Raw genomic sequence first — 12,913 nt, forward strand, 5'->3', positions numbered from 1 at the left:
TTTGTCGTCCAATGATTGGAGGCTCCCATGCAGCTCTACAGTTTTTTCAACAGCTCCACCTCCTACCGTGTGCGTATTGCCTTGGCCCTCAAGGGGCTGAGCGTGGACTACCACGGCATCAACCTGCGCAGCGGTGAACAGCGTTCGGCACAGTACCTCAGTCGTAATCCGTCGGGGGCGGTGCCACTGTTGATTGACGACGATGGCACGGCCCTCAGTCAATCGCTGGCCATCATTGAGTACCTTGACCAGACCCGCGAAGGCTTGCGCCTGATTCCCCTGGCGCCGTTGCAACGCGCGCGGGTCATGGAAGTGGCGATGCTGATCGGCTGCGATATCCACCCGCTCAACAACGTGCGGGTGCTGGGCTACTTGCAGCGTGAGCTGGGGGTGGACAACCGGCAAAAGTCAGCGTGGTACCAGCACTGGGTCGAGCAGGGCATGCAGGCGCTGGAAGGCCTGTTGCAACGCCACGGGCAGGGGCCGTATTGCTTCGGTGAACAGCCTACCCTGGCGGACTGTTGCCTGGTGCCGCAGGTGGCGAATGCGCTGCGCATGGGCTGTGAGTTGGAGCACTTTGAACGGAGCATGGCGATCTATCGCCACTGCCTTGAACATCCCGCCTTTATCCAGGCAGCCCCGGAGCAGCAACCGGACTACATTGCCTGACCGGCGACTCACGGGTCGGGGCCCACGTCTCGACCTGACGTTAAACCTAACGGCAACGGTCAATCAGTCATGGAAAACATGCCAAGCAGTGCGCAATGCAACTATCACCAATTGCACGATTGGAGCAATGAGGTCAACAGCACCCTGGTCAATCTGGACTACTGTGCAACCGACAGTTTCTGTGGGTTCTACCAGCATGTTTCCAGTCGCGACGTCGTCGTCGCACGTTTGCGGGGCACGGCCCACTGCACCTCCCGGTCGCTGTTCAAACTGCGCCAGGTCGACAGTGATTTCGTGCTCATGCTCTACGTCAAGGCCGGCGACATTGGCCTCAGTCATCGCCGCCATGACGGCGGCCTGCCGCAGGGCAGCCTGGTGGTACTCGACAGCAGCAAGCCCCATGAGCTGGTCATGGACGGTTGCTTTGAGCATATTGCCTTGCGCATGTCCAAGCGGCGTTTTACGGCCTTGCACCCGGCAGCGCTGCTGATGCTGGACGAACCCCTTGTCGAGATCAGCGCCGACAGCCAGGCGGCAACCGCCATGCTTGAACTGGTGCTGTCCGCTGGCCCTGTCCGGGCCAGTGCCGTTGAAACCATGACTGAAGCCGCCACAAAAATGCTGTGCGAATGCGTGGCACACCTGGCGCCCGCCGCCACGCGCAAGGAGGCAAAAATGCCGATGCTTGCCGCGCAAATGCTCAGCGCACTGGACCGCAATTTTTCCGATCCGCAGTTTTCATCCTCGCGCCTGGCGCAGGAGCTGGGGGTTTCCCGACGCTATGTGGACCTGGTGTTGTCCCGCCAGCATCAGACCTTTGGCAAGCTGCTGCTGGAGCGACGCCTGGCGCGCTGTCACCTGTTGCTCTGCGACCCGCGGTATCTGGGGCGCTCCATTACCCAGATCGCCTTCGACTGCGGCTTCAATGACCTCTCGAACTTTTCCAAACGTTTTCGCGAGCGCTACGGCATTGCGCCCCGCGCCTTGAGAAACGCCAGCAACACCCACTGATCGGCGGTTCGGGCGACGGCTCAAACAGACACGTGCGCGTGCTCTGGCGGTAACGGCCGCCGTCTTTCTGACCTGTCTTCGAGTCCCTCGATTCAGGGCCCCTCCAGTCACATCAACAGGTATTGAACATGAGCGTATCGAACAGTCGCTGGGATTCGCGCTATGAGTGCAAGGCGGTCCTTTTATTGGCGTTGGGTTTTGGTCTGGTGGGGTTGGACCGTTTTATCATTCTGCCGCTGTTCCCGACCATGATGCGGGACCTGGGCCTGGATTATCAGGACCTGGGTAATATTTCCGCAGCGCTCGCCATCGCCTGGGGCGCGGCCTCGATAGTGATGGGGCGGGTCTCGGACCGTATTGGCCGACGCAAGGTGATCATTCCGGCGGTGCTGCTGTTCTCGCTGCTGGCCGGCTTTTCTGGATTGGCCGGTGGCGTGGCGGCATTGTTGCTCATCCGGGTCGCGATGGGGGTTGCCGAGGGCGCGTTTACCCCCACGTCCATTGCCGCCACGGGCGAAGCCTCCCACCCGAAAAGGCTGGGGATGAACATGGGCATCCAACAGGCGTTTTTCCCGCTCCTGGGGTTGGGGCTGGCACCGATTCTGGCGACCCAGTTATTGCTGGTCTTGCCATCCTGGCGGTGGGTCTTTGCGGTGGTGGCGCTGCCAGGTTTTATCGTCGCCTGGTTGCTGTACCGGACCTTGCGGGAAACGGCGGCGCTCGCGCCCCGGCCGAGCGCGGTACAACCGGTCAAGGCCGAGGGTGTGAAGTGGAGCCATACGCTCAAGCACCGCAACATAGTGATCAACATCGCCGGCATGCTGGTGATGCAGATGGCGTTGAGCGTGGTGGCGGTGATGCTGCCCAATTACTTGACGGATCTTTTGCACCTGGGCATGCAGCAAATGGGCTTCATCATGTCGGCGCTGGGCCTGGGTGGGTTTTTCGGGATGGTGATCATGCCGACGCTTTCCGATCGGTTCGGACGTAAGCCGGTTGCCGTGTGGTGTTGCCTGGCGACGGCACTGTGTATCGGCTTGTTGACCCGTACCGGCGCCGAGCCTGTGCAGCTGTTTATCCTGTTGTTCCTGGCGATGTTCTTCAACTTCGGCGTGGTGTGCATGATCGTCGGGCCGATGACCAGCGAGTCGGTGCCGGCGGCGCTGACCTCGACTGCGACCGGGCTGGTGGTGGGGATCGGGGAAGTGTTTGGAGGTGGGGTGGCGCCGGCGATTGCGGGTTACATCGCCTTGCATTACGGCATCGAGTACACCTTGTATCTGTCGCTGGGTGGGGCAGTGGCTGGCTTGCTGGTGATGGGGTTGTTCAGGGAAACCGCGCCTTCAAAAGTCCATGGCCTGCCTCAGGTGGTTTCTTAGTAAGGGAGTGGGGCGGACTGTTTGACGTGGCTCAACAGTCCGCCCGTGTCGCGTCTCAGGGCGACTTGGGGGCAACGCCGAAGGGGTTGTCAATGGCGTAGCCCCAGCTCCCGTCAGGACGTTTGGCGGCGATATCAGCGCCGGTCCCGGAAAGATCCACGGGATTGCCTTGCGGGTCCGTGCCTTTTATCGACCAGTCGGAAATGATAAGGGCGGTTTCCTTATTTTGATAAATCTGCCGAACGACCATTTTGATCGGCACTTTCGGCGCCATGAATTGTGTGAGCGCTCCACGGATCTGTTCCGGGGTATTGAGGCTTACACCGGGAGACGGGACAAATATCGAATGGGGACCGTACAAACGCATCAAACCGTTCAAGTTATTCGCGTTGAAGTCCTTTTCAAAGGCCTGTGCAACTTGGAGTGGGGTTTGCGGGAGCGCCTGCGCATAGGAAAAGCCGGCGAATGAGAGTGTTAATAAGGCAAGGGTTATATTTTTTAGGTTTGTCATTTTAATCTCCAATACCGTTTGATGATTTTTCAAGTGGCACTGAAGAGTGTGAAGTTTTTTTGAACCGTGAAAAACAGCGGTTTAGTGAAGGCTATTTTAAATATTGCTTAATAACCAAGCAGGCACTATGCCTGCTTTAAAGAGGACTCGAGCACAGGCCTCAGGCCAGGTCTTGTGGGGCCAGGTGCAAACCCTGGTCTGACTGCATGACTTCAAAGGCCCACTCTGCGAAGTTGCGCACCCGGGTGGAAAGGTGCTTTTTTGTCGGATAGACAATGTGAATTGGCCGTGGTGTGAAATGCCACTGTGCAAGAATGGGGACAAGCGTTCCAGCCTGCACATAAGATTGAACCGCAAAAGGGGCTCCAGGGCAGACACCACTCCCGGCAAGGCAGCTTTGGATCGCTATCTCTGGATCGTCAAACTGCATGCATTCGCGGGCTTTGACGTCCATGGCATCTTTTTTCGACAATAAACGCCATGTCCCCTTGGCATTGAACCAACTGATCTTGCGGGTATTGGCCAAGTCTTCAGCGGTGGCGATAGGGCCATATTCCTCAAGGTACTGTGGCGCTGCATACAGGCCCAGCTTCACGTCGCACACATGCCTTGCCACCATTTCGGAATCCTCCAGGTGCCCGCCCCGTATGGCACAGTCGATGCCTTCTTCCGCCAGATTACTTATACGGTCACTGCTTCTCAGGCTCAGGGCAATATTCGGGTGGCGCTGATAAAACGCTTCCAGGCGTGGCGCGATAATCCAGTGGGCAACGGACCTCAGGGTCTCGACACGTACTTTTCCTGAAAAGTGCGCGGGGTCTGTACTGAGCGAGCCTTCAAGTTCTTCGATCGCCTCCAGGATAACCAGGCATTTTCCAAAGTAGATGTGCCCGTCTTCGGTGAGGCTTTGCGCCCGGGTCGTGCGGTTGAGCAAGCGTACGCCCAGCACGCGTTCAAGGTCAGTGATCCGTTGGGAGATCCGCGCGTTGGGCAGGCCTAGCGCCACGGCGGCACGCGTGAAGCTGCCGGTTTGAACGACTTTGACGAATGTCGCCATTGCGGTGAGTTTATCCATGGTGCTCAGGTTGGCCGATGAGTGAGGGTTGTGCTGAGGTTTTCTGACTTTCGACGCTTGGCCGTATGGCTTGGGCATTCACCAAAAAACTTGCGGTAGTCTGAAGCAAAACGCCCCAGGTGAGTGTAGCCCCAGTCCATGGCGATCCCCGATATCTGTGAGTTGGCGCGATCGCGCATAATGGCCTTTCTGATTTCTTCAAGGCGGTAGCGGCGGATATAGAACATCGGAGGCACGCCGATATGTTTTTTGAAACCGTTGAACAACGTGAGTCGGGAGACGCCACTGCTCGCGACGATGGCATTGAGTTTGATCTCTTCCTTGGCGTGACGGTGGATAAAGTTGAGTGCCCGTTGGAGAAAGTTGGGCAGGTTTGCATTAAAGACCTTGTCCAGTGCGCTTGAGTAATTATTGGGCTGCGCCAGGATCAGCCCTTTGACCAGGACGGACTCTATTTCACTGGCCAGCCCCTGGTGTACCAGGCAACTATCGGCGCGGCAGGCCTCATCGGTAAAGTGCCTGGCCATTCTCCACCAGCCGGCTGATGGGCCGCTGACATTGTTCATGTCCGGGATAAACCGCAGGTCTTCCTTGATCGGTCTATGGAGAAGGCTTTCCAGGCTCGCTCGCATTAATGCGCCTGGAATCACGACCTGGATTTTTTTGCAGTCGTTGGAGATGTAGAGTTTCTGGCCAATATTAGGCGAGAGGATCAACCCGTTGTGCTGATCGGACAAAATGCTCTGATGCGCGCTTTCCCACCGCTGATGGCCGTGAATGGGCAGTTCAATGCTATAGCTTTCCAGGGGGTCGTGTGCGTCGACGCTGATAGTCACGTCTGTACCGTATTCGATGTAGCCGACGCTCACCGCCTGTAATAAGCGGGAGGTGTGCCTGAAGTGTATTCTTTTTGGCGAATGTACATTCAGGCTATGTGGCCCGTACACGGTCGTCGTCCACGACTGGGCTACCTCTGAATCACAGAGGTCAATGTGAGTCACCTGGTGGTTGGGGGTGCCGGCCTGTGGCTTTAATGAGCTCATCGTAAATGACCCTTGGCGTGCGCGTATAAACACAGGGTTTTTAACATGTCAGCCACGCGGCAAAGTTGAAAACTCCTTAAAAAGCTGCACTATCAGGATAATCGGTTCTTGTTTCTGGATTCCGTTGTTTTTATGCATACGGGATGGATAAAAACATTTAATTGCCGGGATAGCGACGGCTCGGCATAGTCGATTTTAATGCCCCCCAAGCAGCCGGGTAGTACGGGCTGTTTAAAATAAAAATGCTCAAAAAACAATAAAAAAGCAGGGGCGAAACATGAGATATGTCGGATGCGTGTCGTTACTGTTCGTGGTGTGTGGTCAAAGCGTTGCAGATGATTTTTTTAAACCCTATGTACTGACCGACATCGGTTGGAGTTCGACCAGTAATATCAATGGCGAACAGCAATATCATTATCAGGAGGGACGACTGTCCCCTAACTTTATTGGCCTCAAGGCCAGAAAGGAGTTTGGCAACGGCTATGCGGGGGTCATGAAGCTTGAGTCAGGCTATTCTTTGCAGGATCTGAAAATAACCGGAGACGGGACTTTTTCTCGACAGATGTTTGCGGGCATAGACTCTGACTTCGGTCAGGTCACCGTGGGCAAGCAATGGGATTTCATGTTTGAGACCCTGGCGGTTGACCGCTGGGGCGAGAAGCTGCGTAACGTGCCGCTGCTGCAACTTCAAGCGGGACCCTTTTTTAATCTCGGGCTGCCCACCGGCTCGATTGACTATAACCGGGTGGCTGCGGGGTTCCCCACGGACCGGGCCGTCAAGTACCTCAGCCCGGATTTCAACGGCTTCAGTTTCGGCGTGATGCATGGCGATGGAGACCCGGGCAGTGATATCCGCTACGGGAAAACCCGCAGTTACAGCGTCAAGTATATCCAGTCCCCGCTTCGGGTCATGGCGGCCTATACCGACTCGCGTCATCGAGCCATCAATAAGGGGCGTGACGGTATCCGGAACTACGGCGTCGGCGCCGCCTACGACTTTTCTTCGTTCATCGGCGACGTGTTGTATACCCGCACAGAAAACACCTATAGCCGTGGAGTCATCGACTCTTACGCAATTGGCGCGCTCGTGCCGGTTACCACCAACTCTTCATTATATGCCAACTACATGTACTTGAAGGGCAATGCCAGGCTCAATAAAAACATGGCTAACCAAGTGGGTGTCACCTACGACTATCGATTTAACAAGAACTGGGATGCCTATGTGTCTGCGGTGTATCAAATCACCGGAGGCGATGATCAAAGTGCCTATATCTCTGGCGCCTACGGTGTTTCCACCGACCGCGAACAAAGTGTGCTGCATGTGGGTGCCCGGTTCTACTACGAATAATAAGTCTGATTTTAAAGACATCTCATGAGGAAGTTTTATGGCCGCTACTCAATCCACGACCGATGATCACTCCCTGAGCCCCGTGCCCGAAGATTCCCGGCATGGCTGGCTGCAGTTGTCCTGGAGTACCACCGGTATCGTGACGACATTGATACAGATATTCATCGGGGCGCTGGTGACTTTTGTTGCGGGCATCTGGATGGGGGTTATGGCCGGGCTGTTGGTGACGGTCGTAGGGGCCCTGCTGGGGTGGGGGGTGGGCCACGTTGCCTATAAAACGGGCTTGGCCAGCTCTATGTTGGCGCGCCAGCATGGTTTTGGCCGACGAGGGTCCGCCGTCGTGGCCTTGACGTTCGGGTTCATGATCATCGGGTTTATCGCGCTGGAAAATGCCTTGCTTTATAAGGGGCTGATTTTCTGGCTGGACCTGGATGACACGCTGGGGTTGCAAGTGCTTGTCTACGCAATCATGACGGCGGTGTGGGTCTTGCTGACGGCTTTCGGATTTGAACTGGTCTCTAAAGTCGCGTCCTATACCCTGATCGCATTTTTATTACTGCTGGGCTACATGCTGTTTGACGTGATCCATTCATCGGGCCAGAACTGGAGCGATGTCGTGAGTTTCGGCGCGCAATTCCCCGAGGAAGTGCTGGTGAAGATGGGGGCGGATACGCCATGGGGCAAGTTTGGCTTTTGCGTCAATGTCCTGATCGGCTCTGCCGGTGCGCTGGCCTTGATTGATGGGGATTTGGGGCGTTATGCCCGCTCTTCCAAGGATGTATTGATTGCCGCCTTTTTTGGCAATCTGTTTATGGATATCGTCATGCTCCTGGTGGGGGCGATTCTAATGTACGCCGGCACCGAGCAATTGGTCAGCTACTACGTATCGCGAGGCGTGTCCCATGCCGATGCGGTCCAGACCGTGTTGCAAAGCCCCGACAGCGTTGCCGCGGCGTTTATTGTGTTCGGAGGCTCGCTGGGGGCCGTGCTGCTGTTTCTGGCCCAGGGAAAAGCCCAGGTGCTCAATACCTACAGCTCCTCACTATCCCTGACCAACTTGTTTGACGTGACGATCGGCTGGCGGCCTGGGCGCTTGACCTTTGTCATCCTGTCCAATGTCCTGGCATGCCTGATGCTGGTCGGCTCGATCCTCGACTGGGTCAATGGTTTTATTACCGTGCTCGGGGTGCTGACCACCGGTTTCGCCGGCATCATCATCGCTGACTATTTCTGGGTCGCGCCCCGGCGCCTGCAGGCCGGTGTCGTTGAGTTCAATTGGCCGGGGCTTATTACCGTCGTGGTCGGTTTTGTCCTGGCGCGCTATGGGTTCAAGGCCTGGATGCCGATTGAGTTTGTGACCTCGCTGCTCTCGTCCTTTTTGCTGTACCCGCTACTCAGCATGCTGATGAGCGGCAAACCCGTGATTGACGCTCAAGTGCGACGCGGTTAATCAAGGCAATGGGCGTCGAACCGTAAAACCAGCATTCACCGGATAGCCAGAGCGAGGCCTGGATAGGCGCTCGCCGGCTTTCACGTCCATAGTCAAGGTCTGGGCGCCATGCACCAAGCCGGCGGCGCCAGGTACAACGGCATCACCTCCAATCCAATGGCCAGAGGTCCCTGAATGGCAACCCCAACTACAACTCTATTGCCAGCGCTGACAGCACAGCTTGCGTGCGGTGGGGTACGTGTCATCGACCTGACACAAACCTTGTCGCCTTCCTTTCCGAGCCTGCAATTGCCTCCTCAGTTTGGCCAGGTCGCGTCGTTCAAGATCGAGCGCATCTCGCACTACGACGAAGCCGGGCCTGGCTGGTACTGGAACAACTTTACCTGTGGCGAGCATACGGGCACGCATTTTGATGCCCCGGTGCACTGGGTTTCCGGGCGCGATTGCCCGGATAGCAGCGTCGATACCATTGCCGTAGAGAATTTTATTGCACCTGCCGTGGTGATCGACGCCAGTGCCGAGGTGCTCGTCAATGAAGACTGGCTGTTGACCGTGCCGTTCCTGGTGGAGTGGGAGCAGCGTCACGGCTTAATCCCTGAGGGGGCCTGGGTATTTTTGCGCACCGACTGGTCTCGACGGGCACACGACGCCGCTGCTTTTCTCAATCTGCGTGAGGATGGCGCGCATACCCCGGGCCCGACCCGCGAGGCCGTCGAGTGGCTGATTGAGCAGCGCAAGGTGCACGGTTTTGGTGTCGAGACCATCAATACCGATGCCGGCCAGTCCTACGCCTGGCCCCTGGCTTACCCTTGCCATACGTTGATGCACGGTGCCAACCGCTATGGTTTGCAGTGCCTCAAGAACCTGGACCAGTTGCCTCCTCAGGGGGCGTTGATTATCTCCGCGCCCCTGAAGATCGAAGGCGGTTCCGGTAGCCCTTTGCGCGTCTTGGCGCTGGTGGAGTAAGGGATGAAGGCGCAAGTGGATTCTCAGGTTATTTTTGTTGGCAGTGGGATTAACTCCCTGGTGGGCGCCGCACTGCTGGCTGTGCGTGGCAAGCGCGTGCTGGTGCTGGAGCGCAATGATCGGTTTGGCGGCTGTATCCGTACCGAGCAGTTGTTTGCCGGCTATCAGCACGAAGTCATGTCCTCATGGCACCCTCTGTTTGTCGGCAGTGCGGCGTACGCCGAGCTCAGGCCCGCGCTGGAACAGGCGGGGCTGGAGGTGCTGCCCAGCGAGTATTCCACCGGCCTGGTCCGACCGGATGGCTCCGGCCTGGCCCTCAAGGCTGACCTGGCTGATACGGTGCGCCGGCTGGATGCCCTGGCGCCGGGGGATGGCCAGGCCATCGCGCTTATGGCCGGGCATCTGTTCGGCCGGGATGCGGCTTTGACCTTTGGCCTGCTGGGCAAAAACCCTTATGGGCTGGGCTTGCTCCGGTTGCTGTTCAGTGAGTGGCGCAAACGTGGGCTCGATGGCCTGATGGCATTTACGGCCGAGGCCCTGGAAAGCTTCCGTCGCTGGTCTGAGCGCACCGTCCGCTCGGACACCACCCGGGCCTTGATTGCCCCCTGGACCCTGCACTCGGGGCTGGGGCCGGATGATGCGAGTTCGGCGTTGATCGGCAAGCTGACCTTTGCGTCGGTGATCAACGGGGGGATGCCGGTGATCAGGGGAGGGGGCATCCGCTTGGTCGAGGCGCTGATGCAGATTATTGTGAGCCATGGCGGGCATTTGCTGTCCAGTGCCCACGTCGAACGTGTGGTCGTCGAGGGGCAGAAGCGCAAGGCCCGCGCCACGGGCGTGCAGTTGTCCGACGGGCGTCGTTTTCAGGCGAGTGAGGCGGTGGTGTGCAACGTTACCCCCCAGCAGCTTTATGGCGGGTTGCTGGTGGATGTCCCGCCGGTACTGCGCGAGCGTGCCGAGGGTTATCGTTATGGCCGGGGTGGCATGCAACTGCACTTTGCCCTCAGCGCCCCGCCGGCGTGGCTGGAGACGGAACTGCTCAAGGTGCCGCTGGTGCACCTGACCGAGAGCATGGAGCAGGTCTGTGCCTCGGTGACCGAGGCCAACAACGGCCTGTTGCCCGCACGGCCGACGCTCGCCATTGGCCAGCCGGTGGCAGTCGACCCCTCGCGTGCCCCGGCAGGCGCCTGGATCTTGTGGGTGCAATTGCAGGAACTGCCCTCACGGCTGAAAGGAGATGCGGCGGGTGAGATTGCGGTGCCGGCAGACGGCCAATGGAACGAGGGCGTGCGGGAAGCCTTCGCCGACCGGGTGCAAGCACGTCTGGAACGGGTCATGCCGGGGCTGGCCGGGCTGATTGTCGGCCGGCGGGCCTATTCACCGGCGGACCTGGAAGCGCTCAATTGCAACCTGGTGGGAGGGGATCCTTATTCGGGGATTTGCTCGCCGGATCAATTCTTCTGGCTGCGACCATTGGCCAGTACCGGGCAAGCCCGTGGTAACCGCACCCCCGTGGGCAACCTGTTTCATATCGGGGCCTCCACCCACCCGGGCCCAGGCTTGGGGGCGGGATCGGGCACCCTGGTGGCCAACGAGATAGCGCCCGTCAGGTAGGCGCTCATCTCTGTTTGTAAGGGGCGGGCTTGCTCGCGATGGCGCAGTGTCGGTCATCGCGAGCAAGCCCGCTTCCATACGCGCCCTAGCTTTTAGGGGCGCCGTCGCCAGCCTGCTCCCACATGCTGACATAGGGGTGTGAGCAGAACTCGATGATTGTTCCCCAAGGGTCCTGGCAGTAAGCAATCTCATAGCCTTTTTGCGGGTTGATCAGCAGGACGCCGCTGCGATCCTTGCCTCCCGCGGCCACGACACCGGCGACGGCCTGGGCCACATTGACGGCGGTCAGGCCCATATGATTGTAGCCGCCGAGCCAGAACTGGAAATTGTTCTCGTTGGGCTGTGACGGTGTCGCCTTGAACTGGAAAAGCTCCAGCCCGATGTTGTCTGGCGTCGCCAGGTGGGCAAAGCGGAACTGCTCGAACCCCTTGCCGTAAATGGCTTGGGCCGCTTTACCCAGATCGCTGTCTTGTTCACTGACCTCGAGGGGGCCGGTGAGCAGGCGAAAGCCCAGTATGCTCACATACCAGTGGATCGCGGCCTCCAGGTCGGGAACCGTGAGCCCGAAATGGGGCGCCATAACCGTTTGAGTAATCACATTGAATCCTCCAGTGGGAGCAGGGCGAAAGCGGCATCGAAGTCCAGGGGCTCAATGCCGACGTAGGGTCTGGCTGGGTGTTTCGTTGTAGCGCAGCTTGTAGTCATTACTGAACCGGCCCATGTGGGTAAAGCCCCAGCGCAGTGCGATGCCGGCGATGTTGGTCACCTCGCCGCTGATCAGTTCGGCACGCACGCGTTCCATGCGCAATTCGCGCAGATGCTGCATCGGGCTGATGCCCAGGAAATCCTTGAAACCGCTGTAGAGGCTGCGCAGGCTGACCCCGGCCGCCTGCGCCAACTGCTCGGCGTTGATCGGCTCATGGGCGTGCGCACGCAGGTAGTCCTGGGCGCGGCGAACATGCCGGGGCAGGATGGTGCTGCGCCGGGCCGGTGCGCTTTCAGTGTGATTGTGCCGATGGGCCGTCAGCAGGATTGAGGCGGTCAGTTGCTCGATATGGGTCATGACCAGCTTGTGCTGGGCCAGGGCTGGATACTGGGTTGCGCAATCGAGCAGGTAAGAGAGCAGGCATCGCCAGGGGGCCGAATCCTGCCAGCGGAACCCGAGATCGAAGCGCAAGGGGTGTTCCAATGGGTGGCCCAGGTGCCCAACCAGCGTGCGTTCGACCAGCGAGCGCGAGATCCTCAGCATGATCTGGTCGCTATCGCCACTCCACTGCATATTCGCCTCGTCTCCCGGGCTCAGGACTGACGCAAGCTCCAGTGACGACTCGATGCGCTGGCCACCGCTTTCGATCACGGCGCACCCCTGGACAGGCATCTGCACCAGGAAACAATGCTCCAGGGGCCCGCGCTCGATCTGCACATTGGCGCCGTAGCGCAGGCGGCTCAGCGAGATGTCGCCCAGGGTCAGGTAATGCATGCGCGCGTCCAGGCGTTCGGCTTCGTTGGTCTGCTTCAAGTGATGATTGGCGATGACCTGGCCGACCATGGAGCGCACTTGCTCCAGGTCGGCGGACGCAAAAAGCAGGCGTTCCGGTTCGTTGAGAACGCGCTCGGATGAAAAGAGCATGGCCTGCCCGCGCACGGGCGAATAGGTGGAGGTCGGAATATTCTGCACAGGTGCTACCCCTCTCGGAGCTTGGCCGGCTATCAGCCTGATTATTGTTATGAACAACAGCCTCGACCGTGCATGCCCGGGGCTCTGCGCTATGAGGCTTGCTGATATTTCATATGATTATTCATATTGTTTTTCTGTGGTGAATTATTAATCTCACGGTCCGCCGGAA

General features: G+C 58.5%; 12 protein-coding genes. 7 read left to right on the top strand and 5 right to left on the bottom strand.

Annotation, left to right across the window (positions count from 1 at the left end; all coding sequences use genetic code 11):
- Positions 1 to 27: 27 nt before the first annotated feature.
- The 3 genes from maiA to AC07W7_RS00600 all read left to right on the top strand — a co-directional run bounded on the left by maiA (position 28) and on the right by AC07W7_RS00600 (position 3,059).
- Positions 28 to 669 carry a maleylacetoacetate isomerase gene (maiA, locus tag AC07W7_RS00590; RefSeq protein ID WP_076964643.1) on the top strand — a complete coding sequence of 214 codons (642 nt, stop codon included), beginning with the start codon at positions 28 to 30 and terminating at the stop codon, positions 667 to 669.
- 69 nt (positions 670 to 738) lie between these two features.
- On the top strand, positions 739 to 1,680 hold the full coding sequence (locus AC07W7_RS00595) for an AraC family transcriptional regulator (RefSeq protein ID WP_495038398.1): 942 nt from the start codon (positions 739 to 741) through the stop codon (positions 1,678 to 1,680).
- A gap of 128 nt (positions 1,681 to 1,808) precedes the next feature.
- Positions 1,809 to 3,059, top strand: coding sequence for an MFS transporter (locus tag AC07W7_RS00600; RefSeq protein ID WP_495038399.1), 1,251 nt, complete (start codon positions 1,809 to 1,811; stop codon positions 3,057 to 3,059).
- 55 nt (positions 3,060 to 3,114) lie between these two features.
- On the opposite strand, the gene AC07W7_RS00605 is transcribed toward AC07W7_RS00600, so the two are convergent.
- The 3 genes from AC07W7_RS00605 to AC07W7_RS00615 form a co-directional block, all read right to left on the bottom strand.
- Positions 3,115 to 3,570 carry a YybH family protein gene (locus AC07W7_RS00605; RefSeq protein ID WP_099168924.1) on the bottom strand — a complete coding sequence of 152 codons (456 nt, stop codon included), beginning with the start codon at positions 3,568 to 3,570 and terminating at the stop codon, positions 3,115 to 3,117.
- Between the two features lie 160 nt (positions 3,571 to 3,730).
- On the bottom strand, positions 3,731 to 4,645 hold the full coding sequence (locus AC07W7_RS00610) for a LysR family transcriptional regulator (RefSeq protein ID WP_099168923.1): 915 nt from the start codon (positions 4,643 to 4,645) through the stop codon (positions 3,731 to 3,733).
- A 5-nt stretch (positions 4,646 to 4,650) separates the two neighbouring features.
- On the bottom strand, positions 4,651 to 5,688 hold the full coding sequence (locus AC07W7_RS00615) for an AraC family transcriptional regulator (protein ID WP_495038400.1): 1,038 nt from the start codon (positions 5,686 to 5,688) through the stop codon (positions 4,651 to 4,653).
- A 277-nt stretch (positions 5,689 to 5,965) separates the two neighbouring features.
- Between AC07W7_RS00615 and AC07W7_RS00620 the strand changes: the two genes are divergently transcribed.
- The 4 genes from AC07W7_RS00620 (at position 5,966) to AC07W7_RS00635 (ending at position 11,066) form a co-directional block, all read left to right on the top strand.
- Positions 5,966 to 7,036 (top strand): porin, encoded by a 1,071-nt coding sequence (locus AC07W7_RS00620; RefSeq protein WP_083743111.1) that lies wholly within the window; start codon positions 5,966 to 5,968, stop codon positions 7,034 to 7,036.
- A gap of 37 nt (positions 7,037 to 7,073) precedes the next feature.
- On the top strand, positions 7,074 to 8,486 hold the full coding sequence (locus AC07W7_RS00625; RefSeq protein WP_495038401.1) for a purine-cytosine permease family protein: 1,413 nt from the start codon (positions 7,074 to 7,076) through the stop codon (positions 8,484 to 8,486).
- Between the two features lie 174 nt (positions 8,487 to 8,660).
- Positions 8,661 to 9,452, top strand: a complete 792-nt coding sequence (locus AC07W7_RS00630; protein WP_099168921.1) for a cyclase family protein — start codon at positions 8,661 to 8,663, stop codon at positions 9,450 to 9,452.
- Positions 9,453 to 9,467: 15 nt separating this feature from the next.
- On the top strand, positions 9,468 to 11,066 hold the full coding sequence (locus tag AC07W7_RS00635) for a phytoene desaturase family protein (RefSeq protein ID WP_242627638.1): 1,599 nt from the start codon (positions 9,468 to 9,470) through the stop codon (positions 11,064 to 11,066).
- 85 nt (positions 11,067 to 11,151) lie between these two features.
- Here AC07W7_RS00635 and AC07W7_RS00640 read toward each other — a convergent pair whose 3' ends face one another.
- Complete coding sequence (locus tag AC07W7_RS00640; protein ID WP_169902155.1) at positions 11,152 to 11,664, bottom strand: VOC family protein; 513 nt, start codon at positions 11,662 to 11,664, stop codon at positions 11,152 to 11,154.
- 51 nt (positions 11,665 to 11,715) lie between these two features.
- Entirely contained in the window at positions 11,716 to 12,744 is a 1,029-nt protein-coding gene (locus AC07W7_RS00645; RefSeq protein WP_495038402.1) for an AraC family transcriptional regulator, read from the bottom strand.
- Between the last annotated feature and the right edge of the window lie 169 nt (positions 12,745 to 12,913).

The sequence above is a fragment of the Pseudomonas sp. GW821-FHT01D09 genome, assembly GCF_059422465.1.

Coding starts and splice junctions, on each gene's coding strand:
- AC07W7_RS00620 (WP_083743111.1), top strand. CDS start 5,966: ATGAGATATGTCGGATGCGTGTCGTTACTGTTCGTGGTGTGTGGTCAA.
- AC07W7_RS00605 (WP_099168924.1), bottom strand. CDS start 3,570: ATGACAAACCTAAAAAATATAACCCTTGCCTTATTAACACTCTCATTC.
- AC07W7_RS00610 (WP_099168923.1), bottom strand. CDS start 4,645: ATGGATAAACTCACCGCAATGGCGACATTCGTCAAAGTCGTTCAAACC.
- AC07W7_RS00595 (WP_495038398.1), top strand. CDS start 739: ATGGAAAACATGCCAAGCAGTGCGCAATGCAACTATCACCAATTGCAC.
- AC07W7_RS00625 (WP_495038401.1), top strand. CDS start 7,074: ATGGCCGCTACTCAATCCACGACCGATGATCACTCCCTGAGCCCCGTG.
- AC07W7_RS00630 (WP_099168921.1), top strand. CDS start 8,661: ATGGCAACCCCAACTACAACTCTATTGCCAGCGCTGACAGCACAGCTT.
- maiA (WP_076964643.1), top strand. CDS start 28: ATGCAGCTCTACAGTTTTTTCAACAGCTCCACCTCCTACCGTGTGCGT.
- AC07W7_RS00615 (WP_495038400.1), bottom strand. CDS start 5,688: ATGAGCTCATTAAAGCCACAGGCCGGCACCCCCAACCACCAGGTGACT.
- AC07W7_RS00600 (WP_495038399.1), top strand. CDS start 1,809: ATGAGCGTATCGAACAGTCGCTGGGATTCGCGCTATGAGTGCAAGGCG.